Raw genomic sequence first — 25,475 nt, forward strand, 5'->3', positions numbered from 1 at the left:
GCCTGGCCCAACTCGAACCAGCCTTGGCCGCATGAAATGAGTTAACCAGCAGAGTCGTACAGGCGAACCGTCGCCCGAAAGTCAGCGCCGGGAGCTGGGGTCGGCTGCCGATTGAGCCAGACGGAGCAGCGACAGCAGGGCGGTCCGCTGGTCGACGTTGAGCACCGAGATGATCGGCGCTCTCTCGAACAGATGGGCTAGGAGACGGCCCCGAAGGTCCTGCCCCGACGCGGTGAGAACGAGTCGCTTGGCCCTTCGGTCATCAGGGTCGGGTTCCCGCCGCAGGAAACCGCACTGCTCGAGAGCATCTGCGATCCCGGTGACGTGGGAGGGTTCGCAGTGCAGTTGGCCGGCTATCTGGCCCATACGCTGAGGTTGCCCAAGCTGAAGCAGTGTGTGAGCCTGCGGCACGGTCACGCCGACTGCGGCGGCGGTCTCCTCAAAGTGAGCCCGCAGAGCCGCATCCGCAGCGAATAGGCGTTCCACGATCTCCTGGCCCTCGGGGTCTGGCCAATCGATGTATTGTTCCGCCACGACTTCCCCCGCCGCCCTCACTGTTTCAGTTATTGAACTATCTCATGCCTCTTGTGTGTTCCAAGCACAAGGGGTAAAGCAAGTCCTTACCCGAGGGTGGGACGGCGAAGGAAGGCCGGCATCATGCCAGGTCGATACCCAGACACGCGCTGACTTCCTCCTGCCGCGCATGGAGCAAACCCGCCGCCCCTGGGTCACTTGCATCACGGCCACCGCACGCAGGCCGTGGCCCGGCTGGAGGAGCTCGTGTCGAACCTTAGGTGGCGGCGGGCCGGTGCGACATCGAGCGGTAGACGAACTCCGCGTCGTTCTTCCTGGTCAGCTCGGTGATGAGGCCGTGGTCGGGGGAGAGGACACAGGCCGGGTCGGTACGGCCGGCGTCACCGGTCAGCGCGAACGCCTGGCAACGGCACCCGCCGAAGTCCTCGGTCTTGCGTGGGCAGCCACGGCACGGCTCGGGCATCCAGTCCGTGCCGCGGTAGGCGCTGAAGGCAGGCGACTCGGACCAGATCCACTCCAGCTGGTGGTCGCGCACGCTGGGCAGGTCGAGCGGCAGGCCGTACGCCGCCGGGCAGGGCAGCACCCGGCCGTCCGGCGCCACGGTCAGCGAAATGGCTCCCCAGCCGCCCATGCACGGCTTGGCCACGCCGTCGAAGTAGTCGGGCACCACCCAGATGAGTTCGACGTCGGTACGGTGGCGCCAGGACTCGACCACCCGGGCGGCCCGGGCGAGCTGTGCGCGGCTGGGCATCAGGGCTCGCCGGTTGACCAGGCCCCAGCCGTAGAACTGGGTGTTGGCCAGTTCGATCCTGGCCGCGCCCCAGGCGATGCCGAGCTCGATGATCTCGTGGACCGTGTCCAGGTTGTGCCGGTGCAGCACGACGTTGAGGCCCAGCGGCAGGCCCGCGTCCTTCACCACGGCGGCGGCCCGTTCCTTGGCCGCGAACGACGCGCGTCCGGCGATCCGGTCCGACGCGGCCGCCGTATGCGCCTGGACGGAGAGCTGCACGCTGTCGATCCCGGCCGCGGCCAGTTCGGCCAGTCGGGCGGCGGTCAGCCCGACGCCGCTGGTGACCAGCTGGCAATAGATCCCTTCCGCTGCGGCGACGATCTCGGCGAGGTCGCGTCTGACCAGCGGCTCGCCGCCGGAGATGTGGGCATGGACCACGCCGAGCGCAGCCGCCTGCTTCATCACCCGGCTCCAGTCCGCGGTGTCCAGCTCGGCAGACCTGCGGACCAGCTCGGCGGGGTTGGAGCAGTACGGGCAGCGCAGCGGGCACCCGTGCGTGACCTCGGCGAGCATGGCCCAGGGCGGTGGCACGGTCGCGTTCATCGCAGCCACCCCTGGCCTCGGAGGTCGTCGAGGAAGTCGGTGACGTCGTCGGGGCCGGCCTGGGGGAAGTGTCGCGAGATCTCGGTAGCCGTGCGGGTGCCGTCGCACAGCCGCACGATGGCCGCCGCCGTGTCGTTCAGCACCACGATCCGCTCGGGCACGATCAGGAGCTCCGCCTGCCGGATGTCGCAGTGACGCAGCCGGGCCGCGGGAGCCAGCGCGGGCTTCCAGCTCATGTGTACGCCCGGTCGACGGCGTCGAGCAGCGTCCACAGCACCTCGCACTTGTACTCCAGCGCCTTGATCGCTTTCGTCCTGTCCGCCTCGGTACGAGCCCAGTCGAGGACCAGCGCGAGCGCCTCGCCGCTGTCGCGGCGGCCTTGGCCGACCCGGGCGCGGAAGTAATGCAGGCCTTCCGGGTCGATCCAGGGGTAGTGCTTCTCGAACGCGGCGATCCTGGTACGCATCAGGTCGGGCGCGAACAACTCGGTGAGGGAGGAGGCCACGCACTCCAACGGGCTGCCGGTGCGGCACAGGTTCACGTAGCCGTCCACCGCCAGCCGTACGCCGGGCAGGACGCCGGCGCCGGACCACAGGTCGGCGCGCGGGATGCCCGCCGCCTCGCCGAGCTGCAGCCAGCGCTCGATGCCGCCCTCGCCGGGCTCGGAACCATCCTGGTCGGTGATCCGGTGGATCCAGATACGGCGTAGCGCCGGGTCCTCGAGCTTGGCGAGGATCAACGCGTCCTTGATCGGGATGTGCCGCTGGTAGTGGAACCGGTTGAGGATCCAACCGCGCAGCTCCTCCTTCGACAGCAGCCCGTCGTGCATCCGCCGGTTGAACGGGTGCAGGTGGTGGTAGCGGCGTGCGGGTACGGCGCGCAGCGCCTTCTCGAACTCGTTCACAGGTCGATCACCATTCCGTCTCGCGCCACCTCGACGCCCAGGCCCTCGTGCAGCGGCGAGCCCGGGTCGACGAGCGGATTGGTGTTGTTCAGGTGCGTGTAGAGGCAGCGGGTGCCGAGCCGGGCCAGCCGGCCCCTGGTCGCCTCGATCGGCAGGTGGCCCATCTGCGTCGCGGTCCGTTGGCCGAAGGACAGCGGCTCTGCGTCGGTGTAGAAGGTGCCATCCACAAAGAGGACCTCCGCGTCGCCGGCGGTGACGTCCGGCCAGACGCCCATGGCCGGTGCGTAGAGCAGGCCGGCCCAGCGCAGCGCACTCACCCACGCGCCGGGCGGCCGGGCGGAGGCGTATCTCGGCCGCTTGCCGGAAACGGGCACCGCCTCGGCTCCGATGTCCGCGAAGGTCAGCCACTCGATGGTGACGTACGGCTCGAGCATGGCGAGGATCTCGTTCACCGCCTGCCGTACCGTGTCGGTGGCGACCACCCGGAGCGTGTCGGCCTCGCGCAGCCGGGCCAGGCCCAGGGTGTGGTCGAGTTCCGCGTCGGTGAGGATGACACCCGCGAGCGCGCTGGACCTGCCTGCCGGGCGCAGCCACGCGCACGTCTCGATTTGCTCGCCGATGTCGGGCGTGGCGTTGACCAGGAAGACCTGCCCGGACCCCGCCTCGATCGCGAGCGAGGCGTGCAGCCTGCGCCACGACGGGTTGGCCCGGGCGCCACGACAGCCCGGGCAGCCGCAGTTCCACTGCGGAACGCCGCCGCCCGCGGCCGTACCCAGGACCTGCAGGCGCACCGCGGTTCCGGCCCTACCTGGTGGCCAGGAGGTAGGCCGACATCTCCATCGAGGCCTCGACCACCTGGTACGCGGGCTTGTGCCAGATGACGTCCTCAGCACGTGCTCGCTGCTTCTTGGCGTGGACGGGCCGCTCGAGCTTGTCGCTCTTCTGCTTGTCCATGGGTCTTCTCCTCGGAGTCTGTCCCACATGGATACAGGTGAATAATGGCCCAATCCCGTGCTGGTTTATCCCATAAAACTGCAAATGTCGTATATAGCGGGACATGTGCTAACTCGTGTATGGCACGGCGAGAATCGCGCCCGGGTTGGCCAGCGCCGTGGTCGGCGCGCCGTTCGCGCCCCTGGTGATCCCGCTGCTGTCGGTCGCGATGTAGAGCGTCTTGCCGTCGGCGCTGAGCGCGGTGTCGCGGTAGCGGTTGATCGTGTCGAACAGCTTCTCCCGGTGTTCGCCGTCGTCGTCCATGCGGTAGACCGAGCCGTCCTTCATCGAGGTGACCAGCAGGTCGTCGCCGGCCACCTCCACACTGGCGGGGGCGATGGTGGGCCAGCAGATGTAGGCCGAGCCCGGGTCCGGGCACGTGCTCGTGGTGCCCAGGGCGTACCCGGTGTCCACGGTGGTGCCGTACGTGGTCAGCGGCTTCTCGAAGTTCTGGTCGAACGCGCTTTCCTTGGTCTGCGGCACCTGTACGGGCACCTGGGCCGGGTCCGCGGTGAACGTGAGCTTGGCGCAGCCGCCCTCGGCCTTGGACCAGTTCACGTAGGCGTAGTTCCTATCGTCCTTGTTACCGGCGACATCGGGCCAGCCGTAGTTCTTGCCCGCGTCGATCTCGTCCAGTTCGTCGTCGGTCGCCGGGCCGAGCTCGGCGACGTAGAGATCCCTGCCCTTGAAGGCCAGCCCGTTTGGGTTGCGCAGGCCGTACGCGAAGACATGGCTGCGCACCTCGATGCGCAGGATCTTGCCCTTGTAGAGCCCGAAGTCCTTGGCGTCGACTTGCTCCTTGGTGGGCAGCGACTGCGCCTGGTTGGGCACGCAGTAATGCTTCTCGTAGTTGGCGCCCTGGTCACCGACGGAATAGTAGAGCTTGCCGTCCGGGCCGTAACGCAGCCTGGCCGCCTGGTGATCGTCTCCGGAAGGCAGCCCGACGATCACGTCTTTCGGCTCGTTCAGTCTGCCGTCCGCCCAGGTGTACCTGGAGATCTTTGTCGCGTTCCCGCCGTTGCCCTCGTAGGAGTAGGCCAGGTAGACGTAGTCGGATCTGCGGCCCTTGCCGAAGTCGGGGTGCAACGCCATGCCGAGCACGCCGTCCTTGCCGTGTGGGCTGTGCACCGCGGTGCCGGTCAAGTCGAGCACCACGCTCGCCGCCCCCGTGTCCGGCTTGACGCGCTTGACCTTCAGCCCGCTCTTCTCCGTCAGCCACAGGTAACCGTCCGGCCCCATGAGCAGCTCGTAAGGATCGGCGAGCCCGCTGACCACCACCTTGGGCTTGGCACCGGCCTCGGAGCTCGCCGTCGGCGCGTTTGCCAGACCTACCGCCTGCAGGCCGGTGCGCCCGTGGTAGTGCCGCACGAACCGATCAGGCCTGCCACGGGTGGCCACAGCACAGGCATAAAAAGTCGCTCTCATGCAGCCATATATCTCCCAATAATGCACACATCGCTACATATCGATGTATTTAGGGGCAATTATTAATTTCGTCCTGACGGGAGCTTGTATTCACGGCGCACAGCCGCGACGGCGCGGGGAGCGGGTCGCGGCCGGCGGCGTGGATGCGGTGGTCCTTGCCCCGCACCCGGTGGGATCTTCGCGTGGCGACGCGTCGCAGGCCACGTCGGTATTGGAGGTGGCCAGAAGCACGAAGGGCAAGCGCGCGATGATATGTCCTACCTTGATCTTTAGCCCGGCACTGGTTGTTCGGATGGTGCGGGAGAACCCGGCCCGGGGGGCACATCGGCGGATCCAGGGCGAGTCGGCCCGCCTGGGTTACGCCATCGCGGCCTCTACGGTGTGGGAGATCCTCATGCGGCGGGTATCGATCCGGCGCCGGGCCGGGCTGAGCCGGCGGCAGTTCCTGTCCGCTCAAGCCCACGCGATCACCGCGTGTGACGTCGTGGTGGACGCCGAGAATGAACGCCATCTGCGAGCGGGTCATCGGCGCGCCGTGAACTCCTGGACCGGATCCTGATCCTCGGCTCCGTCTGGCTCGATCGGCAGCCGGCCCCCGCTCCCGGCGTTGATTTTCGCGCGACGGTTCGCCTCCCTCTCTACGCCACTGCTGCCCATGGCGACCGCATGCGCACTGCGTTCCCGCTCGCTCGGTGCTGCTCCTCTCACGACACCGCAAGTTGGACCCCCTGGCGTCGGCTGCGATAACTTCTGGTAGAACATATTTCAGTCACTGAAGTATTGAACGTTCTACGCGAGGAGCTTGCGTCCATGTTCATCGCCACCGCCGTCCTATCCCTCCTGCTGGCTCTCGCCTTCGCCGGAGCCGGCTTCCCGAAGCTCTCCGGTAAGGACGACATGGCAGCCCAGCTCAGCAGGCTCGGGGTGTCAGCCGGGCTCATGCGCGTCATCGGCGCGCTGGAGATCCTCGGAGCCGTAGGGCTGATCGCCGGACTGTGGATCGAAGTCCTTGGGGTCGCGGCCGCGACCGGACTGGCGCTCCTCATGGCCGGCGCCGTCGCCTCTCATATCAAGGCCCGCGACACCGCCAAGCACACCCTGCCGTCGCTGGTCCTGCTGATTCTCAGCGCGACCGCACTCGGCCTCGGGCTGGCCGGCTGAAACATGATCGGCACCGCCCGACGCCTCCGCGACAGGGCGCAGCTGTACCGACTCAACCCCCCGAAACAAGAAAGAGCATTGTGATGACCACTCACGCCATGACCGAGACCGGTCTCCCCATCGACACCCGTTTCGAACGGCCCGCCACGGAGGAGCAGCTCCAGCGGACCGCGGCCGCCCTGCGGGAGAAGGGCCACGCCGTCGAGATCGTCGACACAGCAGCCGACGCACGTGCCGTCGTCAACCGGCTGCTGCCCGGCGATCGGAGCGTCCTCACCGTCTCCAGCGAAACGCTCCGCCTATCGGGCCTGGACGATGACATCAATGCTTCCGGCCGGTTCGACGCCGTGCGCCCCAAGCTCATGCGGCTGCGCGAAGAGGGGCGATTCGATGAGATGCGTGCCGTCGGCTCCGCCCCCGACGTCGTGGTCGGAAGCGTGCACGCGGTGACCGAGGACGGGCGGCTGCTGACCGCCTCAGGTAGCGGCAGCCAGCTCGGTTCCTACAGCTTCGGCGCGGGCCGGGCCTTCTGGGTCGTCGGTTCTCAGAAGATCGTGCCCGACCTCGACACGGCGCTGCGCCGCATCGAGGCATACGCCTACCCGCGCGAGGACGTCCGCGCCCGCCAGGCCTACGGCACGCCGGCTCTGCTCTCCAAGATCCTCATCATCGACCGCGAGATGTTCCCCGACCGAGGCACCGTGGTCCTCGTCCGCGAACCCATCGGGTTCTGATCACCCATGCTCCTGAGTGAGGACTTCATGACCAGCTCCACCCGAAACGACACGATGACGATCGAGGTCTACGCCGACATCGTCTGCCCGTGGTGCTACATCGGAAAGCGCCGACTGGAGCGGGCGTTGCGCAACTTCCGGGGAACGGACGGTGTCCGGATCGTCTACCGGCCGTTCCAGCTCGATCCGGGCGCCCCGGCCACGGGCACCCCGGCTCGCCGGCACCTCGGTCAGAAGCTGGGGTCGCAGGTCGGCACGGTCCTTGAACGCACCTCGCGGATGGCGGCGCGTGAGGGGATCGAAATGCACTTCGATCATGCACTGATCGGTAACACCCTCGACGCCCACCGAGTGCTACGGCTGGCCGAGGCCGAAGGGAAGCAGGCGGGGGTGCTGGAGCAGCTGTTCGCCGCCTACTTCACCCACGGCCGGGACATCACCGACCACGCCGTGCTCGCCGACGCGGCGGCCGCCGCGGGCCTGGACCGCCGGCACGTCTTGGACATGCTGGCCGGATCCACAGGCGTACGCGAAGTCACGGCGGAGATCGCGGCCGCGCACGCACGCGGAGTCAGCTCTGTACCCACCATCGTCGTCAACGGCCGCCACGCGATCCAGGGCGTCCAGGAGATACCCGCGCTGCTCGACGCGCTCGAACGCGCCCGCGACGAGGCCGGGGCCGGGGATGCCGAAACTGGCGACACCACACCCAATCCAGCCGGCGTGGCCGGCACCTGCACGATCTGACCACGGGCATGACCATGACTTTCCTTTACCGCTGGCATCGGGCGAGGTTGCACCCGATGCGGCGACCGCGTCCCTGCACCGCACCGCACCAGACCTCTGCGCTCCTTGATTGTTCGACCCTGTCGGCTGGTGTCAGGAGCTCGATGGGCGGATGGGCAGGAGTCGCACCGTGGTGAGACGGGTGCCATACAAGTGGCTGGTCGCCACCGCGTTCGTGTTCGGGCTGTTCATGGAGATCCTCGACATGACTGTGCTGAACACCGCATTGCCCGCACTCGGCCAGCACTTCGGCGTCGGGACCGAGACGCTGCAGTGGCTGGTCACCGGCTATCTGGTCAGCATGGCGGTGTTCATCCCCGCCTCCGGGTGGGTCGCCGACCGGTTCGGCACCAAGCGCACTTTCCTGTTCGCGCTCGCGGTCTTCACCGCCGCCTCGGCCTGGGGCGGGATCGCCGGATCGCTCGGCGAGCTGATCGTGGCCAGGGTCGTCCAAGGCGTCGGCGGCGGGCTGCTGACCCCGGTCGGCACCGCGATGCTGTTCCGCGCCTTCCCGCCGGCCGAGCGGGCAAAGGCGTCGGCGGTGCTGTCCATACCAACCACCATCGCCCCGGCCTTCGGCCCGGTGCTTGGCGGATGGATGGTCGACAACGTCAGCTGGCGATGGATCTTCTTCCTCAAAGTGCCGATCGGCGTGCTCGGTCTGCTCTTCGCGATGGTGGCCCTTCGCGAAGAACGCGCGGATCGTCCTGGCCGCTTCGACATCGCAGGGTTCCTGTCCGGCGGTGCCGCGCTCGCGCTGCTGCTGCTCGGCCTCGACGGTGGCGCTCGAGAGGGGTGGGGCGCCGCCCCGGTGCTCGTGCAGCTGGGCGCCGGGCTCGCGCTGGCGGCAGTGTTCGCCACGATCGAGTTGGCCCGCAGCGAGCCGATGATCGACCTGCGCCTGCTGAAGGACCGGCTGTTTCGGACCGGCAACCTGCTGATGCTTCCGGCGTCAGGAGCGCTGATGGGCGCGTTGTTCTTGGTGCCACTGCTGCTGCAATATCAGATGGGCGTCGACGCGACCGGCTCCGGCCTCGTCACGATGTTCCAGGCACTGGGCATGATGGCCTTCCTCCCGTTGGCCGGCCGCCTGTACCCGAAGGTCGGCCCTCGCCGCCTGCTCGCAACAGGATTCGGCATCATCGCCGCCGCCCAGGCAATGCTGATCATGGTCGGACCCGGCACTACCCTGTGGGCAGTCAGGCTGGCGCTGTTCGCCATGGGCGCGGGCATGGCACTCACCGTCATCTCCCTGCAGGCCGCCACCTTCGCCACGATCACCCCCACGGCGATCGCCCGAGCCTCGTCGGTATTCTCCACCACCCGTCAGGTCGCCAGCGCCGCCGGCGTCGCCGCGGTCGCCACCTTGCTCACCGCGCGAACCGACTCCAGGCTCGCCGACCTCGGTGCCCGCGCCGCCGATCTCGCCGGCAGGCAGGAAGCGCTCTTCGCCGCCTACCACGACATCTTCCTCGTCACCACCGCGCTCGCGCTGATCGGCTTTCTCATCTCCCTGCGCGTGCGCGACAGCGACGCCATCACCACCATGCGCCCGGTTTCGACGGCGTCGAACGCCGATCAACACAGGCACCCCGACAGCGGGCATCGCACGTAGCCGTTACCCAGGTCTCCGGGCGCCGCCGGTGGCGCCGGGGACTTCATCGACCCACCCTCCCAACCACAGCCAAGGAGCAGCCAGCTTCGCCACGATCACCTCCGCGGGCGATCGCACGGGCCTCGTCGGTATTCCCGCCATCCGCCATCCGCCAGGTCGCCGGCGCCCCCGGCGCCGCGAGCGCCGCCTTCCCGCTCACCGGCCTGGCCCGGGCCGCGCTGGAGATCCTCTGGTTCGGCGGCGGCACCCTGGCGCTCTACACCGGCCTGACGACCTCCGCGGCCGTCTTCTTCGCGCTCTTCGTTCTCAACGCGGTACTCCGCATCGTCTGGAAACAGGTCTGATCATGGGAAAGCACATCGTGGTGGGCTCCGGCCAGGTCGGCACGCACGTGACCACCAAGCTCCTCGCCCAGGGGCATGAGGTCACCGTCGTGACCCGGTCCGGCAGCGGCCCGGAAGGGGCGGTCAGGGTCGCCGCGGACGTGGCCGACAAGGGGAGGATGATCGAGATCGCCCGAGGGGCGGATGTCCTCTACAACTGCGTCAACCCGAAGTATCACCGCTGGCTCACCGACTGGCCGCCGATGGCCGAGTCCTTCCTGGCCGCCGCCGAGGCCAGTGATGCTGTCTACGTGATGCTCGGCAACCTCTACGCCTACGGTCCCGTCTCGGTCCCGATGACCGAGGACCTGCCGCTCGCCTCGACCAGCCCCAAGGCGCAGGTACGCGCGAAGATATGGGCCGACGCCCGCGCCGCTCACGAGGCCGGCCGGATCAGGGCGACCGAGGTCCGCGGCTCGGACTACTTCGGTCCTGGCGCCACCGACCAGTCTTACCTGGGCGACCGGTTCCTCGTCCCGCTCAGGGCGGGCAAGACCATCCAGCTCGTCTGGCCGGCCGACGTGCCGCACAGCTTCACGTACCTGCCGGACGTGGCCGACGCCCTGATCATGGCGGGCCGGTACGAGCGGGCCTGGGGTCGGCCCTGGCACGTGCCGACCGCCGAGCCGGTGACCTTCCGTCAGGTGGGGGAGCGGGTGGCGGCGCTGCTCGGCCGTCCCGCGCCTCGCATGGCGCAGTTGCCGTGGCCCGTGGTGCGGGCGGCCGGTCTGTTCTCGCCCCTGATCGGCGAGCTCGGGCACGTCCGCTACCAGTTCACTGAGCCGTTCGTGCTCGACTCGTCGGCCTTCCAGCGCACGTTCGGCGTGGCGCCTACTCCGATCGACCAGGCGCTCAAGGCTACGCTCGACGGACGAAGTCAGCCGTGATCGGCCTGGGTGACATCGCGGAGAAGGCGTACCTGCCCGTGCTCGCCGCCCAGCCCGCCCTCGACCTCTGCACCCGCAACAGCGCCCGCCTCAACCGGTTCGGCGATGTCTGCGGTGGGCCGCGTCCAGCGGCCCACCGTAGGTAGCGACGGAGCCGGCACCTACCGTATCGCTGGCCGGTCGACGAGCGTGGACGAGGCGATCAAGGTGGGGTCGGCGCGGCGTTCGTGCGCGCTGCCACCGACGCGCACCCGGAGATCGTCGAGTCACTGCTCAGCGCTGGGGTCACGATCGCGTACACGCTGGAGGAGTCCTAGCGCCTCGTACGGCTGGCGAAGGCTGAGAACGGACGAGGGCGTCGGCCAGTACCGTTCCGGCAATCGAAAAAGGATATAAAGGTGACGGTATACGCTCTCGCATTGGAATCCGTGACGAAGGTCTACGGTTCCGGTCGTCATGCGGTAACTGCGTTGAACGATGTGTCGATGGGCGTGCCGCGCGGGACATTCACCGCGATCATGGGTCCCTCCGGCTCGGGTAAGAGCACGTTCCTGCACTGCTCGGCCGGCCTCGACAAACCCACGAAGGGTCGCGTGATCCTCGGCGACATGCCCCTGGCCAGCCTCAACGAGGAGCAGCTCACCGAGATCCGCCGGGAACGGGTCGGGTTCGTCTTCCAGGCGTACAATCTGCTCGACTCGCTCACCGTCGCCGACAACGTGGGCCTGCCGTTCCGTCTGGCCGGCGCCCCGGTCCCCGCCGACCGGGTCCGCACCGAGCTGGCAGGCGTCGGGCTCGCCGACATGGGCGAACGTTACCCAGGGCAGCTCTCCGGTGGTCAGCGGCAGCGCGTGGCCATCGCCCGCGCCCTCATCACCGGACCCGACGTGATCTTCGCCGACGAGCCGACGGGCGCGCTCGACACGCGTACCGGCAAGCAGGTCCTGCAGCTGCTGCGGGGGATCGTCGACCGGACCGGCCAGACCGTGGTGATGGTGACCCACGACCCGGTCGCCGCGTCGCATGCGGACTCGGTGACGTTCCTGGCCGACGGGCGGCTGGCCGGCGAGCTCACCGGGCCGACGCCGGAGAAGGTGGCCGACCGGATGACCAGGCTGGGTGAGTGGTGAGCCGCAAGAGCAAGGCCAGGGCGGTGAACCTGCCGAAGGCCAAGAAGAAGGTCCGCACGCTCTCGCGCCAGAACCTCTCGCTGGCCTGGAGCACGATTCGCGGCCGCAAGGGCGGCTTCGCGGCGGTGCTGATCGCCGTCGCGGTCGGCTCCGCCGTGATCACCGCCTGCGGCGTGTTGCTGGAGACCGGCGCCGGCTCGGGAGTCCCGGCCGAGCGGTACCACGACGCGGCAGTGGTCGTCGGCGCCTACCAGGCCATGCCCGTCGAGGGCGACACGGACCTGCGGCTTTCCGAGCGGGTGCGGTTGCCCGCCGACACGGTCGCGAAGGTCGTTGCGGTCAAGGGCGTCAAGTCCGCGGTCGGGGACGTCAGCGTCCGCACCACCGTCCTCAAGGGGAACTCCGTCCTCGACGGCCCATCCGTGTACGGGCACGGCTGGTCCGCCTCGGTGCTCGCGCCGTTCACGCTGCGCTCGGGCACCCAGCCGCAATCGGCCAACGACGTCGTGCTCGACACCGACCTCGCCAAGCGTGCCGGGGTCGCCGAAGGGGGCACGGTCACGCTGGTGATCGGGTCGACGCCGGGATCGTACCGGGTCAGCGGCGTCGCCGAGCCCGCCGTCTCGCTCGACCGGCAGTCTGCGGTCTTCTTCACCGACGACCAGGCGGCGCGGCTCCACGGCGAGCCCGGCAAGATCGACGCGGTCGGCGTGCTGGCCGCAAACGGGGCCGACGCGGGCGACCTCGCCGACCGGATCAAGAAGGCTGTGCCAGGCATGGTCACCTATACCGGCGACGACCGAAGCGACGTCGAGACGCTCGACGTCGGGCAGATGCGGTCGTTCGTCATCGAGGTGGCCAGTGCGTTCGGCGCTACCATGATCCTTCTCGTGATCATCGTGGTCGCCGGCACGCTGGCGCTGTCGGTGCAGCAGCGCCGCCGCGAGCTGGCTCTGCTGCGGGCCGTCGGTGCCACGCCCCGGCAGGTGCTGCGCATGATCGGCGGTGAGGCCGTGCTGGTCGGCGGGATCGGCGCCGTGCTCGGCGCCATCCCCGGCGTCCTGCTCGCCATACTGCTGCACGCCGTGTTCACGGCGGCCGGCGTGCTGCCGTCCGGATTCTCGCTGGTGGTCACGCCGTTGCCCGTGCTGTTCGCCCTGCTGACCTGCGTCCTCGCGGCCCGGCTCGGCGGTTGGCTCGCGGCCCGGCGCGCCGCAAAGGTCAGTGCCGTCGAGGCGCTCGGCGACGTGGCCGTGGAACCGAAGAAGCTCGGCTGGTTCCGGCTCTCGCTCGGCCTGCTGCTCGTGCCCGCGGGCCTGGCCGTCGCGATCGTTCTGCCGATCGTGCTGCCCGGTGAATCGGCCATCGACGGCGCCGCCGGCTCCGCCCTGATCCTGGTGATCGCCGTCGCCCTGCTCGGACCGCGGTTGTTCGGCGGCGTCGCGACGCTGCTCGGCCGTCACCCGGGCGGCGTCACCCGGTTCCTCGCCATCGCCAACTCCCGGGCCCGGGCCCGTCGGCTCAGCGCCGCCACGACCCCGCTGATCATGGGCGTGACCATGGCGTCCGCGCAGCTCTTCAGCGGCACGACGCTGGCCGCGACCGCGCACGACCAGGCCGCCGACGGCGTGATCGCCGACCACATGGTGACCTCCGACAGCGCGGGGATCTCACCCGACCTGGCCGGGGCGCTCCGCGGCGTCCCGGGCGTCCGCACGGTCGGCCCGGTCGCCCGAACCTCGGTGATCCTCACCTGGCCCGACGGCGACAGCATCCAGTACAGGGTCTCCACGGCGCAGGGCGTCGACCCCGCGGCCGTGCCGGACACCATGAACCTGGACGTGCTGCGCGGCAACCTGAGCGGTCTCACCGGGTCCACGGTCGCGCTCAGCCGCCTCGTCGCCGGCACGGTCGGCGTCGACGTGGGCGGCAGCGTCGACGTGCACCTCGGGGACGGTACCGTCGAGAAGGCCAAGGTGGTCGCGGTCTACGAGAACGGGCTCGGCTTCGGCGACGTCACGCTGCCCCACGACGTGGTCGTCGCGCACACCACCGACCATCTCGACCAGTGGCTGCTGGTGCACTCCGACCGGGGCGTGAACCTGAGCGCGGTGTTGAAGGCATACCCGACGGTGAGGGTGCGCGACGCCGCGGCGGTCACCGCCGCACCGACCGATGACACCGGCGACGGCGCGATCAGCCTCGTGCTCAACGCCGTGCTGCTCGGCTATCTCGCGATCGCCGTCGTCAATACGCTGGTCATGGCGACGATCTCACGGGTGCGCGAGTTCGCCTTGCTGCGCCTCGTCGGCACCCGCACCAGCCAGGTCCAGTCGATGATGCGCCAGGAGACGGGCATCATCGTGATCTGCGCGGTCGTCGTGGGTACGATCGCCGCGCTGCCGTCGCTGATCGGGATGAGCTACGCGATACGCCACTCGGTGTTTCCCTCCGTCCCACCCCTGATCTACATCGGCATCGTGATCGTGGCCGCGGTGATCGCCTGGCCCGCCGTGATGCTGCCGACCCGGCTAGCGCTGCGGCCGCCGGCCGTGGAGGCGATCGCGCGCCCCGAGTGACACGACCTATCGCAGGTGAGGCGTGGCTCGGCCACGCCTCACCCGTTTTGCGCGTCCCACGCGGGACCCACGCTGAGCGGGCAGTTTCCGCACCGCTCAAGCCCGGAGTCGCCGCGGCGGCCGCCCGTACCATCAGCGGACTGCTGGCCACACATACCGGCTGATCAGTCGCGGGCGGGGGCGCGTCGTCCCCCGAGGGGCGTGCCACCGCCGCGCTCTTCTGCTACATCTCCGCCTCCACCCTTCTCCTGCAGAAGCGTCTTGGGCTTCAGCGTCGGCGCGGCGTCGACCGTCTTCTCCGTCGGTGCCCTCACCGCCCCTGTGTCCACCCTGGCCGGCAGCCGTCTCGTCGGCCGCTACAGCCCTCGGCTCCTGCTCCTGGCCGGGCCGGGCCGGGCCTCATGCTCGCCTCCGCGTCGCCGCCCTCGGTCTCACCCTCACCGGACACCTCACCCGAGCCTGGGCCCCGGGCCTTGTCGGTGCCGGTTTCCTCGGGCTGGGCCAGGTCTTCGCCACCGCCATTGGGCTCGCCCTCGAGGAAACCGCGGCGCGTTTGCGCTTGCGGGTCGCGGCCGACAGTTCGCTGATGTCGGCGAGGTATGCGAGGTAGGCGCGGATCGGGTCAGCGGTGAGGTCGGCGAGTTCGCCGTCGCAGTGAGCGGTGAGCTGGAGGTAGGCGCGCACGGCGTGCGCGGAGGCGTTCGCGTTCTTCCGGGTGAGGAGGTCGTCCAGATGCCGGACGAGCATTGCCAGCGGCAACGACTACCCGTGCTATGCATCACCCCTGAATCAGCGCAGGTCACGCAAGAACACCCGGACGTCGTCAATGAACGAATCGGGCATCTCCCGGGCGGAGAAGTGACCGCCGCGGTCGGACTCGCTCCAGTGAGTGATGGTGGATGTCCGTTCGGCGATGGGGCGCACGGGCAGGGTGATGTCGTGGGCGAAGACCGCCACCCCGATCGGTGGCGGGCAGGGCAGCGGACCGGCAGGACTGTCGCGGTAGATGCGTGCGGAGGAACCTGCGGTTCCGGTGAGCCAGTAGATTCCGTCCCTTCGACCGCGCTGCCGGCTCCCGAGACCGCGTGACCGGGCTGGCCCCAGGGCAGGGGGCAGCCCGGTCGCGAGCCTGTCGCGAAGCCCTGAACTCAGGTTCTGGCCGCCCGGCCGGCTGTGATCGTGTCGAAGTCCGGGATGCGCTGGGCGATCGGGTCGCCGGTGAAGTCACCGATCCAGCCGTCGTCGTCGTGGAAGAAGCGGATCGCGGTGAAGTCCGGCCGCGTGCCCATGTCGAACCAGTGCGTGGTGTTCTTCGGGACGCTCAGCAGGTCCCCGGCCTCGCACAGCACCGCGTGCACCTTGCCGTTCACGTGCAGGTAGAAGATTCCGGAGCCGGCCACGAAGTAACGCACCTCATCGTCGTCGTGGGTGTGCTCGTTCAGGAATTTTTGCCTGGCCACCGCGGCCCGCTCCGGCCAGTCGGCGCTGCCGTCGGGGTGGAGTCGGGCGACGTCGACGAACGTGTAGCCCTCCTCGGCGATGACGCGGTCCACCTGCTCCCGGTAGGCCGCGAGGATCTCCTCCTGGCCGGCGCCCTCCGGCAGGTCCTCGACGACCTCCCAGTGCCGCAGGACGACGTCGATCTCCTTCAGCGTCGCCGCGATCTCCGCGGCGTCCTCTGTCTCCAGCAGCGTCTGCGGCTGCGCGCCGTCGGTGTGAACGGTCAGGTACGTCATGAGCTAAAGCCTACAATACATGCATGAATAGTGGGATATAGTCCGCTGTGTGAACCTCGCAAGACTTGTGGGCGTCGCGGCGCTCCTCGCCCTGGCCGGCTGCTCTCAGGGCGTGCCCGCCGCAGCCCCATCCGCTCCACCGCCCTCGCCGTCCACGGCTGCGGCTACCCCGACCGCCGCCGTGCCCGCCAAGTTCGCCTCGGGCGACGTCCGGATCTCACTCGTCCGCCAGCTGTCCTCCGGCGACTACTTCGAGCAGTGGCTCGCCGGCGCCCAGGCCGAGGCCAAGGCGCTCAACGTGAAGCTGGAGATCTCCAGCGGCGACGGCAACAACGACAAGCAGGCGCTCAATCTGGAGCAGGCCGTCACCGCCAAGCCCGACGCGATCATCGTCGACCACGGGTTCGCCCAGACGGTGCAGCCGGCCATCAAGAAGGCGGTGGCCGCCAAGATCCCGCTCGTCGCGTTCGACGTCGATCCCGGCACCGCCGAGGCCGTGACCCTTACCCAGGACGATCACCAGATCGCCAAGCAGGTGCTGGGCGCGCTGAAGGCGGACACGGGCGGCTCCGGCGGGGTCGTCTACGTCTACGTCGCCGGCTTCGCGCCCCTGGACCGGCGCAACGAGACCTGGGAGCAGTTCAAGAAGGACAACCCGGGCATCAAGCAGGTGGCGCAGATCGGCGTGGTCAACGGTTCGACCGCCTCGGCAGTGGCCGACCAGGCCAAGGCGGCGCTCCAGGCCCACCCGGGCGTCAAGGCGATCTTGGCTCCGTACGACGAGTTCGCCAAGGGCGCAGCACTGGCCGTCAAAGAGCTCGGCCTGGCGGACAAGGTGAAGATCTACGGCGCGGACATGTCCACCGCCGACATCGGCGTCATGACCGAGCCGAACAGCCCGTGGGTGGCCACCTCGGCCACCGACCCCGCCAACGTGGGCCGGGTCGCGGTACGGGCGGCCGCCCTGCTGGTCGCCGGCGAGCAGGTGGACCGGGCGCTCACCGTGCCGCCGTCGCTGATCAACCAGAAGGGGCTGCGGGATGCCGGCATCTCCAGCGTCGAGCAGCTCACCGGGGCCTTCCCCGGCCTCACCACGCCCGACGTGGCGCGCGTACCGTGGGCGGCGTCGTGACCTTCGCGGTCACGTCGGTCTCCAAGGTGTACGGCGCCACCACGGCCCTGTCCTCCGTCACGCTGGACCTGCGGCCGGGCGAGATCGTGGGGCTGATCGGCACCAACGGGGCCGGCAAGTCCACGCTCATCAAGATCCTCTCCGGGGCGACCGCGCCCAGCTCGGGGACGCTGTCGTACGAGGGCAGGCCCCTGGCGTTCGGCGACCCGCTGGACGCGCAGGAGGCCGGGGTGCAGACCGTGCACCAGAACATCGACGACGGCGTGGTGTTCGGCGCCAGCGTGGCGGAGAACCTCATGCTCGACGCGCTGGCGACGGGCGGCCCGCGGGGGTGGTTCCTGACCCGTGCCCAGGTCCGCGCCGCCGCGTCCGCCGTCGCGCCCGGGCTTGGACTGCCTCTGGACGCGCCGGTGGAGAGCCTGCCGGCGAGTGCCAGGCAGCAGATCGTCATCGCGCGCGCGCTGGCCCGCCGCGCCCGGCTGCTGATCCTCGACGAGCCCACGTCCACGCTGTCGGAGGTCGAGGCGGGCGCGCTCGCCTTCCGGGTGCGGGAGTCGGCGGCCGCGGGCGTGTCGGTGCTCTATGTGTCGCACCGGCTGTCGGAGATCGAGGCGCTGTGCGATCGGGTGGTGGTCCTCAGGGACGGTGAACTGGTCGCCATGTTCGCCGCGCCGCTGGACCGGACGGCGATCGTGGCCGCCATGCTCGGCCCGGCGGGCGCGGTGCCCGCACCCCGGGAGGCCGTTGCCCATGTGGGTCGGGAAGTGCTGATGGCCGACGGGGTGCGGGCCATGCCGGGCGGGGACGCGTTCGGCTTCAGGGTGCGCGCCGGCGAGGTGCTGGGGGTGACCGGGCTGGTCGGGGCGGGGAAGACCGAACTGCTCGAACAGCTCGGCGGAGCCCGGCCGCTGGTGTCGGGAAAGCTGTCGCTCGGCGGCGCGCCGTACGAGCCGAAGGACCCCCGCGACGCGATCGCGGCGGGAGTGGCGTTCGCGCCGGAGGAGCGGGCGGCGCAGGCGATCGTGCCGGGCTGGTCGGTGCGCGCACACGTCACGCTGCCGTGGCTGCGGCGCCACATCCGCTCGGGGCTGCTGGCGCGCCACTCAGAGTCGGCGGCTGCACGGCACGTCATCGACCTGTTCGGCGTGCGCGGCCCCGGACCTGATGCGCCGATCGAGGCGTTGTCCGGCGGCAACCAGCAGAAGGTCGTGGTCGGCCGCTGGCTGGCGGGGAGTCCGCGGCTGCTGGTGCTCGACGAGCCGTTCCGCGGGGTGGACGTGGCCGCGCGGGCGGACATCGGCCGGGTGGTCAGGGAACGCGCGCGGGAGACGGCCGTCATCGTGGCCTCTTCCGACCCTCAGGAGTTGCACGACCTGGCCGACCGGGTGCTCGTGCTGCACGAGGGCAGTCCGGCGGGCGAACTGCCGATCGCCGACGCCACCCCGGACCGCCTGGCCGTTCTCATGTCGGGCGCCGCGACGAGATCGGGAGGCCGGGAATGAGCGCCGCCGTGCAGGGCGGGAGCCGTGCCGCGCCATCCCGCCGGGTCGCCTCGCGGGCCGCGGCCGTCGCCTACCGATACGGGCTGCTGGGTGTGATGGCCGCCATGATCGTCCTGTTCTCCCTGCTGCGGCCCGCGTTTGCCACCTACCCGAACGCCCTGGTCGTCCTGCAGTCCGTTGCCGTGGTCGGGATCGTCGCGCTCGGCGTCACCGTCTCCATGACGACCGGCGGGTTCGACCTGTCGGCAGGCGCCTGCGTTGGCGCGGTGGTCATGGTGACCGCGCTGACGATGGTCAGGTTCAACCTGACCGGCGGCACCGCGATCGTGGCCGGCCTGCTCACCGGCCTGCTCGTGGCCGGCGTCAACGTGTTGCTGACCGTCGTCGCCAAGGTGCCCGACCTTGTCGCGACGCTGGGCACGCTGTTCCTGTTCCAGGGGCTGGCGCTGATCGTCACGGGCGGGCAGTCGGTCGCGCCGGGCATGACGGTGGACGGCGCGCCCGCCCCCGGCCGCTACACCGAGGGGTTCGCCTGGCTGGGCGGCGGCACGATCGTCTCCGTGCCGGTCCCGGTGGTGGCGTTCGCCCTGCTCGCCGCCGCTGTGTACGTGCTGCTCAACCACACCCGCTGGGGTCGTGCGCTGTACGCGATCGGCGGCAACGCCGAGGCGGCTCGGTTGGCGGGCATTCGGGTGGCCCGCTACCGCGCTCTGGGGTACGCCGTGTCGGGGGTGTGCGCGGCGATCGCCGGCATCCTCCTGTCGGCCAGGCTCGGCAGGGGCGACGTGGGCGCCGGGGACCCGTACCTGCTGCAGTCGGTCGCGGCGGCGCTGATCGGTTTCGCGGTGCTGGGCGCCAACCGGCCCAACGCGCTGGGCACCGTGGTGGGCGCGTTGTTCATCGGTGTCATGATCAACGGCCTGACCATGCTGAACGCTCCCTACTACGCGCAGACCTTCGTCCAGGGCGCGCTGCTCGTCGGCGCGCTGGTGACCAGTTACACGCTCAGGAGGATCCGGTGAGCTACGAGCTCCTCACTGTGGAGACGGTGCCCGGCTACGTTGCCGCGCGCCCCGCGCTCGCCCCTTTCGGCGCGGTCACGCGGGTGCGGGAGGTGGGCGACGGCAATCTCAACCTGGTGTTCGTGGCCGAGGCCGAGGGTGGCGGGTTGGTGCTCAAGCAGGCGCTGCCGTACGTGCGGGTGGACCCCACCTGGCCCATCACCCCGGAGCGGAACGGCATCGAGGGGCGCGCGCTGCGCTTGCACAACGTGGTCGCGCCCGGCCTCGTGCCGGAGCTGTACGACGCCGATGCCGAGCGGCACGTCATCGTCATCGAGGACCTGTCGGACCACCGGGTGTGGCGGGGGGCGCTCAACGAGGGGCTACGGCACGATGGTGTCGCCGAGGACCTCGGGCGGTACGTCGCGAAAGTCGCCTTCGGCACCTCGGTGTTCGGGCTCGGCGCCAAGGGGCACAAGGCGGCGCTGGCCGCCGCTGCCAACCCGGAGTTGTGCGAGATCACGGAGGATCTCGTCTTCACCGAGCCGTACATCTCGCACGAGCACAACCGGATCCTGCCCGCTAACGAGGCGGACGTGGCCGCCTACGCGGGCGATCCAGACGTGCGGGCGGCCGTCGGGGCGGCCAAGCTCGCGTTCATGACGCACACCGAGGCCCTGGTCCACGGCGACCTGCATACCGGCTCCGTCCTGGTCCGCGACGAGCCGCACTCGGCCAAGGCGTTCGACGTGGAGTTCGCCTTCTACGGCCCGGTCGGGTTCGATGTAGGCGCGCTGTGGGGCAACTACGTGCTGGCCGCCGCCCGCGCTCTCGTCTTGGGTGAGGACGCGTACGCGGCTTGGGTGCTGGCGCAGGCGGCCGAGACCTGGCAGGGGTTCGCCGAGGAGTTCGCCGCGCTGTGGCGCGGGCGGGCCGACCCGCGGATCATCGACCTCGACCACTACATCGCCAAGGTGTACGCGGACGCGGTGCCGTTCGCCGCGGCCAAGGCGGCCCGGAGGGTGATCGGCTTCTCCTCGGTCAGCGACATCGAGACCCTGCCGGAGGAACTGCGCGTACGCGCCATCCGCGCCGTGCTGGCCGCGGCCAGGCTGCTGCTCACCGGCGACCCTCCCCAGGGCGAGCCGAAACCGCTGTTCGACCGGGTGGGACAGGTCCTGGCGGAGGCAGGCAGGTGATCGGCGACCTCAGCGCCGAGGACTTCGACCGGTTCATCAACGCCGCCAGGCGGGCTGTCGAGTCGACCGCCGAGGAGCCGCCCGACGTGCCCGAGGTGTGGCATGAGGCGGTGGACCGCGACGGGCCGGCTCGCGCGATCGCCGTGCTGACGTCGGCTACGTCAACACGGGAGGGGCCGGTGGCCTTCTGGACGAGGCGTAAGCCTACGCCGCGCTGCCGGAGAAATATCACGATCTACCTGAGGAGGAGCGCCTGGCCTGGGTCAGGAGGCTCGCCGAGGAGCTCAAGAAGGAACGCGACGCCCCACGGCAGGACGACGACCCGTCAGGCAACGGCCAGCGCGTAGGCGAGTAGCCATTCCACGCACTCGGTGACGTGCCTGGCGTGCTTCAGGTCCGTGCCCCACGCGTACAGACCATGATCGGCCACGATGACGGCCGGCGTGCGCGGGTCGTAGGCGGCCTCGAACCGGTCGCCCAGTTCACGCATGTCCTGGCTGTTGCGGATCACGGGGATCGTCACCTCATCGTCGTGGGCCAGGCGGCCGATGCCTTTGAGGGTCTCCACGTCCCGCAACAGCACCCCGCCCGGCCAGCGGCGCGCGGCCACGACCGCGTTGATCGCATGCACGTGTACGACCGCGTCGGCGTCGGTCAGCGCCGCGACCCGGGCGTGCAGCCCGGCCTCGGCGGACGGCTTGAGCGGCGCGACCCCCTCCACCGGCACGGCCTCACCGCGCGGGCCGACCACGGCCACATCGGTAGCCAGCAGCTCGCCCTTGTCCAGCCCGCTGGCGGTGACCGCCAGCCGCAGCGGTTCGCGGGAGACCACCTCGGAGATGTTGCCGGAGGTGCCGCGCATCCACCCGTATCCGGCGAATCTGGCCGCCTCAACCGCCAGCCTTGCTCCTGCCGCGTGCACCTGGTCGGAGGCGACAGTGGTGTCGACGCTCATACTTCAAGCTCCTCGAAAGTCGTGATGACGGAGTGGGGGCCGAACGAGGTGGCCGCGTTCGGCTCGCCCGGCCTGCGCACGCCGGCGGTGCGCCAGCCGGCCGCCGCCGCGGCGTCCAGCTCGGCCGGGACGTCGGACACGAACAGCGGCCCCGCGGGGTCGCCGAGCGTGTCCGCGATCCGGGCGTATGAGGTGGGCTCCCGCTTGGGACCGGCGCTGACGGTGTCGAACCAGTGGTCGATCAGTACGGACAGGTCGCCGTAAGCGGTGTTCGCGAACCAGGGCCGCTGACTGGCCACCGATCCCGAGGAGAACACCGCCAGCCCGTGCCCGGCCGCGTGCCAGGCACGCAGCGCCGGCGGCACGTCGGGGAAGAAGTGGGCGGTCAGCTCGCCCGCCGCGAAGCCCTCGGCCCAGATCCGCCCTTGCAGCGTCTTGAGCGGGGTGGCCTTGACGTCGCCGTCCATCCAGCCGTGCAGCACCTTCACGGTTTCGGCGGTGGTGGCGGCGCCGATCTCCGCCAGGGCCGCGCGCACGTCAGGGTCGTCCCGGTGGGCGTCGAGGTACGGGCCGAGCCGTGGTCGCGCGTAGGCGTACAAGCCGACGTGCACGGACTCCGTCGAGCTGGTCGTTCCCTCGATGTCGAGCACGATCGCGGTCACCGGGCCAGCACCTCCACGAAGTCGGCCACGAACCTAAGCGCGTCCACGGCGGTGATCACCCGCGTAGGCGGCGCGGGCTCGTACGGGAAGGCCGGGGGCAGCCCGTCGTGCGTGCGCATCAGCCTGGCGCGGTACAGGAAGCCGTCGCCGCGCACGTTCACCGGGCCGTCCGTCCAGGCGGTGGCGAAGGAAGGGTCCAGCAGGACGCCCGCGGCCAGCGGGTCGTGCAGGGGGATGATCCTGCGGCCCCACTCGTTCTGGTAGAAGTCCAGGTACGCGTCCAGGATCTCGGTCGCGAAGCGGGCCACGGGGGTGCCGGACGCTTTCAGCGCCGCGATGGCGTGCTCGTCCAGGATCGTGCGCGCCGTGACGTTCACTCCCACCATGACCAGCTCGCGGCGCGGCGCGGCGAAGACTGCCCGCGCCGCCTCGGGGTCGTTGTTGATGTTGGCGTCGATCATCAGCAGGGTGCCGGGCGGGGCGTAGGGGCCAGAGCCGCCCATGAGCACCACCGAGCGGTATTTGGTGAACAGCTCGGGGTCCTGGCGCAGGGCCAGCGCCAGGTTGGTCAGTGGGCCCAGAGCGAGCAGGTCCAGCTCGCCGGGGTGCTCGTTCGCCAGCCGCACCAGCAGTTCGGGGGCGGGTTCGTCGGCCACCCGCGGGAGGGAGCGGTCGTGGCCGAGGTCGCCCAGGCCGTCCTTGCCGTGCACGTACCCGGCGATGTGGGCTGGGCCGCGCAGCGGCTCGGCGGCCCCCCTGGCGATGGGGACCTCCAGGCCGAGCAGGCGGGTGACGTGCCCGATGTTGCGGATGGCGTCCTCCTCCGTGCAATTACCGTAAACGGAGGTGACCGTCACGATCTCAGCGTCGGGGCGGCCTGCCAGATACAGCAGGGTGTGGGCGTCGTCGATGCCGGTGTCGGTGTCGACCACGATTCGTCTCATGAAAGCTCCTGGGGACGATGGACGCCGCGCTCGGTCACGATGCGGGTCACGAGATGGGGTGGGGTCACGTCGAAAGCCGGGTAGTAGCCGGCCACGCCGTCGGCGGCGGTGCGGCGGCCGAGCGTGTGCAGCACCTCGTCGCCGTCGCGCCGCTCGATCACCACGTCCGCGGCGGTCGGCGCCTGCGGGTCCGGGGCGTCGATCAGCGCGTAAAACGGGACGCCGAACGCCTTGGCCGCCAGCGCGACGCCCAGCGTGCCGACCTTGTTGATCACATGGCCGTCCAGCGTCACCCGGTCGGCGGCGGTCAGCGCCACGTCGGCCAGCCCGTCGGACAGGGCGGCGGCGACCATGCCGTCGGTGATGAGCGTCGGCCGGTAGCCCATCTCGACCAGCGTCGCCGCGGTCAGCCTGGCGCCCTGCAGGTAGGGGCGGGTCTCGGTGCAGACGAACTCCAGCCGCTTGCCCGCCGCCTGCGCCGCCCGCACGGTCGCGATCAGGAACGCGTCGGCCCAGCAGTGAGTGAGCACCCGCGTGCCATCCTTGAGGAGCGAGGCGGCATGCTCCCCGAGCGTGGCGCTACGAGCCCGATAGCCGTCCTCATGCGCTCGCGCCGCCCCCTCAACGGCCGCCACCAGCGCATCCCCGGCGAGCTCCGCCCGCCCGCCCACGCCCACGGTCGCCGACAGCACGGCGTGGACCGCGTCCCTGATGTGGTTGTTGGTAGGCCGAGTAGCCACCAGCCGAGCCCCCACGGCTCGCAACCGCGCCGCCGCCTCCTCCGGCGGATCATGCCGGGCTTCACGAGCCCCCAGCACCATCCCCGCCGTGGCCGCGAACAACGGGCCCGAGCTCTGCGTCACCATCTGCTCGATGGCCACCGCCACCGCTTCGCTGGTGACACACCGCACCCAGCGCAGCTCGAACGGATAGACGCGGCGATCCAGAACCTCCACCGCATCCCCCGCGAACCTCACCGAGTCCGCCAGCACCGGCTCGTTCATACCGTCATCTCCTTCCGCCGCCGCGCCGCCGCCACCACGACCAGGGCCAGCAGCGTGATCAGGTAGGGGGCCGCGTCGGCGGCCTGCTGCGGCAGCCCGAGTCCCTGAAGCCGGAACCCCAGTGCCTCGGCCGCCCCGAACAACAGGCACGCCCCCAGCCCGAGCCACGGCCGCGAGCCGGCGAGCATGACCGCCACCACGGCCACCCACCCACGCCCCGCGCTCATCCCTTCGCTGAACATCGTCACGTTGCCCAGCGCCAGCTGTGCCCCACCGAGCCCGCACAGCGCCCCCGTCCCCAGCACCGCGGCGTGCCGGTAGAGCGGCACGCGCAGCCCGATGGACTCGGCCGCCTCCACGTGCTGCCCGATACCGCGCAGCCGCAGCCCCGACCTGGTGCGCCCGAGCCACCACCCCGCCCACGCCACCAGCAGGAACGCGACCGGCACCAGCGGCGACTGCGGCCCCAGCGCCGGCAGGTCCAGCCCCAGTACGGCGAGCGTGGGCAGCCCGGCCAGCTCGGGCGAGCTGAAGGTGCCGCCGCTGCCGAACACCTGCCGCATGAGGAACGCCGTCAGCCCGAGCGCGAGCAGGTTCGTCCCGACCGCCACCACGACCGGGTCCGCGCGGAACGTCACCGCGGGCACCGACAGCAGCAGGGCGTACAGGGCGGTGGCGAGCACCGCGCCGGCCACGCCGAGCCAGGCGCTGCCCGTCACGTGGCTGAACAGCACCGCCGTGAATGCGCCCCACAGCAGTTGTCCTTCCAGGGCCATGTTGAAGACGCCGGACACCGAGCACAGCAGTCCACCTAGTGCGGCCAGCACGACGGGAGCGGTGGCGGTGAGCACCGCCGCGAGAAACACGCTCACCGGC

General features: G+C 70.2%; 27 protein-coding genes. 13 read left to right on the plus strand and 14 right to left on the minus strand.

Annotated features, from left to right (window positions below):
- Positions 1 to 81: 81 nt before the first annotated feature.
- The 7 genes from ACFSKW_RS38300 to ACFSKW_RS38330 form a co-directional block, all read right to left on the minus strand.
- Positions 82 to 555: a MarR family winged helix-turn-helix transcriptional regulator gene (locus ACFSKW_RS38300; protein ID WP_379578425.1), complete on the minus strand. Its 474-nt coding sequence runs from the start codon at positions 553 to 555 to the stop codon at positions 82 to 84.
- 235 nt (positions 556 to 790) lie between these two features.
- Entirely contained in the window at positions 791 to 1,867 is a 1,077-nt protein-coding gene (pqqE, locus tag ACFSKW_RS38305; protein WP_379578427.1) for a pyrroloquinoline quinone biosynthesis protein PqqE, read from the minus strand.
- Positions 1,864 to 2,103, minus strand: coding sequence for a pyrroloquinoline quinone biosynthesis peptide chaperone PqqD (pqqD, locus tag ACFSKW_RS38310; RefSeq protein ID WP_379578429.1), 240 nt, complete (start codon positions 2,101 to 2,103; stop codon positions 1,864 to 1,866). The genes pqqE and pqqD overlap by 4 nt, the downstream gene beginning before the upstream one ends.
- Positions 2,100 to 2,771, minus strand: a complete 672-nt coding sequence (gene pqqC / locus ACFSKW_RS38315; RefSeq protein WP_379578431.1) for a pyrroloquinoline-quinone synthase PqqC — start codon at positions 2,769 to 2,771, stop codon at positions 2,100 to 2,102. Before pqqC ends, pqqD begins: the two co-directional genes overlap by 4 nt.
- Positions 2,768 to 3,562, minus strand: a complete 795-nt coding sequence (pqqB, locus tag ACFSKW_RS38320) for a pyrroloquinoline quinone biosynthesis protein PqqB (protein WP_379578433.1) — start codon at positions 3,560 to 3,562, stop codon at positions 2,768 to 2,770. The genes pqqC and pqqB overlap by 4 nt, the downstream gene beginning before the upstream one ends.
- A gap of 13 nt (positions 3,563 to 3,575) precedes the next feature.
- The gene (locus ACFSKW_RS38325) at positions 3,576 to 3,725 is read right to left on the minus strand and encodes a hypothetical protein (RefSeq protein ID WP_379578435.1); all 150 of its coding nucleotides are present in this window, start codon (positions 3,723 to 3,725) and stop codon (positions 3,576 to 3,578) included.
- Positions 3,726 to 3,833: 108 nt separating this feature from the next.
- Complete coding sequence (locus ACFSKW_RS38330; protein ID WP_379578437.1) at positions 3,834 to 5,132, minus strand: PQQ-dependent sugar dehydrogenase; 1,299 nt, start codon at positions 5,130 to 5,132, stop codon at positions 3,834 to 3,836.
- A gap of 196 nt (positions 5,133 to 5,328) precedes the next feature.
- On the opposite strand from ACFSKW_RS38330, the gene ACFSKW_RS38335 reads away from it, so the two are divergent.
- The 9 genes from ACFSKW_RS38335 (at position 5,329) to ACFSKW_RS38375 (ending at position 14,464) form a co-directional block, all read left to right on the plus strand.
- Positions 5,329 to 5,748: a hypothetical protein gene (locus ACFSKW_RS38335; RefSeq protein WP_379578439.1), complete on the plus strand. Its 420-nt coding sequence runs from the start codon at positions 5,329 to 5,331 to the stop codon at positions 5,746 to 5,748.
- Between the two features lie 251 nt (positions 5,749 to 5,999).
- Entirely contained in the window at positions 6,000 to 6,350 is a 351-nt protein-coding gene (locus ACFSKW_RS38340; RefSeq protein WP_379578441.1) for a DoxX family protein, read from the plus strand.
- Between the two features lie 83 nt (positions 6,351 to 6,433).
- Positions 6,434 to 7,084, plus strand: a complete 651-nt coding sequence (locus ACFSKW_RS38345) for an LUD domain-containing protein (RefSeq protein WP_379578443.1) — start codon at positions 6,434 to 6,436, stop codon at positions 7,082 to 7,084.
- A 27-nt stretch (positions 7,085 to 7,111) separates the two neighbouring features.
- Positions 7,112 to 7,831 (plus strand): DsbA family oxidoreductase, encoded by a 720-nt coding sequence (locus ACFSKW_RS38350; RefSeq protein ID WP_379578445.1) that lies wholly within the window; start codon positions 7,112 to 7,114, stop codon positions 7,829 to 7,831.
- A gap of 172 nt (positions 7,832 to 8,003) precedes the next feature.
- A complete protein-coding gene (locus tag ACFSKW_RS38355) occupies positions 8,004 to 9,485 on the plus strand; it encodes an MDR family MFS transporter (protein ID WP_379578447.1) in 1,482 nt (493 codons plus the stop codon).
- 346 nt (positions 9,486 to 9,831) lie between these two features.
- Positions 9,832 to 10,755 carry an NAD-dependent epimerase/dehydratase family protein gene (locus tag ACFSKW_RS38360; RefSeq protein ID WP_379578449.1) on the plus strand — a complete coding sequence of 308 codons (924 nt, stop codon included), beginning with the start codon at positions 9,832 to 9,834 and terminating at the stop codon, positions 10,753 to 10,755.
- The gene (locus ACFSKW_RS38365; RefSeq protein WP_379578451.1) at positions 10,752 to 10,901 is read left to right on the plus strand and encodes a hypothetical protein; all 150 of its coding nucleotides are present in this window, start codon (positions 10,752 to 10,754) and stop codon (positions 10,899 to 10,901) included. Before ACFSKW_RS38360 ends, ACFSKW_RS38365 begins: the two co-directional genes overlap by 4 nt.
- A gap of 324 nt (positions 10,902 to 11,225) precedes the next feature.
- Positions 11,226 to 11,885, plus strand: a complete 660-nt coding sequence (locus ACFSKW_RS38370; RefSeq protein ID WP_379578453.1) for an ABC transporter ATP-binding protein — start codon at positions 11,226 to 11,228, stop codon at positions 11,883 to 11,885.
- On the plus strand, positions 11,879 to 14,464 hold the full coding sequence (locus tag ACFSKW_RS38375; RefSeq protein ID WP_379578455.1) for an ABC transporter permease: 2,586 nt from the start codon (positions 11,879 to 11,881) through the stop codon (positions 14,462 to 14,464). The genes ACFSKW_RS38370 and ACFSKW_RS38375 overlap by 7 nt, the downstream gene beginning before the upstream one ends.
- Before the next feature lie 789 nt (positions 14,465 to 15,253).
- Here ACFSKW_RS38375 and ACFSKW_RS38380 read toward each other — a convergent pair.
- Both ACFSKW_RS38380 and ACFSKW_RS38385 read right to left on the minus strand, forming a co-directional pair.
- Positions 15,254 to 15,421 carry a hypothetical protein gene (locus ACFSKW_RS38380; RefSeq protein WP_379578457.1) on the minus strand — a complete coding sequence of 56 codons (168 nt, stop codon included), beginning with the start codon at positions 15,419 to 15,421 and terminating at the stop codon, positions 15,254 to 15,256.
- 191 nt (positions 15,422 to 15,612) lie between these two features.
- The gene (locus tag ACFSKW_RS38385; RefSeq protein WP_379578459.1) at positions 15,613 to 16,200 is read right to left on the minus strand and encodes a 1,2-dihydroxy-3-keto-5-methylthiopentene dioxygenase; all 588 of its coding nucleotides are present in this window, start codon (positions 16,198 to 16,200) and stop codon (positions 15,613 to 15,615) included.
- Between the two features lie 49 nt (positions 16,201 to 16,249).
- Between ACFSKW_RS38385 and ACFSKW_RS38390 the strand changes: the two genes are divergently transcribed.
- The 4 genes from ACFSKW_RS38390 to mtnK are packed head-to-tail and all read left to right on the plus strand — an operon-like array spanning position 16,250 to position 21,034.
- A complete protein-coding gene (locus ACFSKW_RS38390; protein WP_379578461.1) occupies positions 16,250 to 17,332 on the plus strand; it encodes a substrate-binding domain-containing protein in 1,083 nt (360 codons plus the stop codon).
- The gene (locus ACFSKW_RS38395) at positions 17,329 to 18,834 is read left to right on the plus strand and encodes a sugar ABC transporter ATP-binding protein (protein WP_379578463.1); all 1,506 of its coding nucleotides are present in this window, start codon (positions 17,329 to 17,331) and stop codon (positions 18,832 to 18,834) included. The genes ACFSKW_RS38390 and ACFSKW_RS38395 overlap by 4 nt, the downstream gene beginning before the upstream one ends.
- Entirely contained in the window at positions 18,831 to 19,856 is a 1,026-nt protein-coding gene (locus ACFSKW_RS38400; RefSeq protein ID WP_379578464.1) for an ABC transporter permease, read from the plus strand. Before ACFSKW_RS38395 ends, ACFSKW_RS38400 begins: the two co-directional genes overlap by 4 nt.
- Positions 19,853 to 21,034, plus strand: a complete 1,182-nt coding sequence (gene mtnK, locus ACFSKW_RS38405) for an S-methyl-5-thioribose kinase (RefSeq protein WP_379578466.1) — start codon at positions 19,853 to 19,855, stop codon at positions 21,032 to 21,034. Before ACFSKW_RS38400 ends, mtnK begins: the two co-directional genes overlap by 4 nt.
- A 325-nt stretch (positions 21,035 to 21,359) precedes the next feature.
- Here the strand turns inward: mtnK and mtnB are convergent, their stop codons facing one another.
- From mtnB to ACFSKW_RS38430, 5 genes are read right to left on the minus strand one after another with little or no spacing between them, the layout of a single operon-like run.
- The gene (mtnB, locus tag ACFSKW_RS38410) at positions 21,360 to 21,989 is read right to left on the minus strand and encodes a methylthioribulose 1-phosphate dehydratase (RefSeq protein WP_379578468.1); all 630 of its coding nucleotides are present in this window, start codon (positions 21,987 to 21,989) and stop codon (positions 21,360 to 21,362) included.
- The gene (gene mtnC, locus ACFSKW_RS38415) at positions 21,986 to 22,651 is read right to left on the minus strand and encodes an acireductone synthase (protein WP_379578470.1); all 666 of its coding nucleotides are present in this window, start codon (positions 22,649 to 22,651) and stop codon (positions 21,986 to 21,988) included. The genes mtnB and mtnC overlap by 4 nt, the downstream gene beginning before the upstream one ends.
- Positions 22,648 to 23,595, minus strand: a complete 948-nt coding sequence (locus ACFSKW_RS38420) for a nucleoside hydrolase (RefSeq protein WP_379578472.1) — start codon at positions 23,593 to 23,595, stop codon at positions 22,648 to 22,650. Before ACFSKW_RS38420 ends, mtnC begins: the two co-directional genes overlap by 4 nt.
- Positions 23,592 to 24,599, minus strand: a complete 1,008-nt coding sequence (locus tag ACFSKW_RS38425) for a s-methyl-5-thioribose-1-phosphate isomerase (protein ID WP_379578474.1) — start codon at positions 24,597 to 24,599, stop codon at positions 23,592 to 23,594. Before ACFSKW_RS38425 ends, ACFSKW_RS38420 begins: the two co-directional genes overlap by 4 nt.
- A complete protein-coding gene (locus ACFSKW_RS38430) occupies positions 24,596 to 25,471 on the minus strand; it encodes an ABC transporter permease (protein WP_379578476.1) in 876 nt (291 codons plus the stop codon). The genes ACFSKW_RS38425 and ACFSKW_RS38430 overlap by 4 nt, the downstream gene beginning before the upstream one ends.
- Positions 25,472 to 25,475 lie beyond the last annotated feature (4 nt).

It is taken from the genome of Nonomuraea mangrovi, from assembly GCF_042681425.1.
Taxonomy (GTDB): domain Bacteria; phylum Actinomycetota; class Actinomycetes; order Streptosporangiales; family Streptosporangiaceae; genus Nonomuraea; species Nonomuraea mangrovi.

Excerpts from the sequence above, each read along its gene's own strand:
- ACFSKW_RS38325 (WP_379578435.1), bottom strand. The coding sequence starts at position 3,725 with ATGGACAAGCAGAAGAGCGACAAGCTCGAGCGGCCCGTCCACGCCAAG.
- ACFSKW_RS38400 (WP_379578464.1), top strand. The coding sequence starts at position 18,831 with ATGAGCGCCGCCGTGCAGGGCGGGAGCCGTGCCGCGCCATCCCGCCGG.
- ACFSKW_RS38425 (WP_379578474.1), bottom strand. The coding sequence starts at position 24,599 with ATGAACGAGCCGGTGCTGGCGGACTCGGTGAGGTTCGCGGGGGATGCG.
- mtnB (WP_379578468.1), bottom strand. The coding sequence starts at position 21,989 with ATGAGCGTCGACACCACTGTCGCCTCCGACCAGGTGCACGCGGCAGGA.
- pqqD (WP_379578429.1), bottom strand. The coding sequence starts at position 2,103 with ATGAGCTGGAAGCCCGCGCTGGCTCCCGCGGCCCGGCTGCGTCACTGC.
- ACFSKW_RS38360 (WP_379578449.1), top strand. The coding sequence starts at position 9,832 with ATGGGAAAGCACATCGTGGTGGGCTCCGGCCAGGTCGGCACGCACGTG.
- ACFSKW_RS38420 (WP_379578472.1), bottom strand. The coding sequence starts at position 23,595 with ATGAGACGAATCGTGGTCGACACCGACACCGGCATCGACGACGCCCAC.
- ACFSKW_RS38350 (WP_379578445.1), top strand. The coding sequence starts at position 7,112 with ATGACCAGCTCCACCCGAAACGACACGATGACGATCGAGGTCTACGCC.
- ACFSKW_RS38345 (WP_379578443.1), top strand. The coding sequence starts at position 6,434 with ATGACCACTCACGCCATGACCGAGACCGGTCTCCCCATCGACACCCGT.
- ACFSKW_RS38340 (WP_379578441.1), top strand. The coding sequence starts at position 6,000 with ATGTTCATCGCCACCGCCGTCCTATCCCTCCTGCTGGCTCTCGCCTTC.
- ACFSKW_RS38385 (WP_379578459.1), bottom strand. The coding sequence starts at position 16,200 with ATGACGTACCTGACCGTTCACACCGACGGCGCGCAGCCGCAGACGCTG.
- pqqE (WP_379578427.1), bottom strand. The coding sequence starts at position 1,867 with ATGAACGCGACCGTGCCACCGCCCTGGGCCATGCTCGCCGAGGTCACG.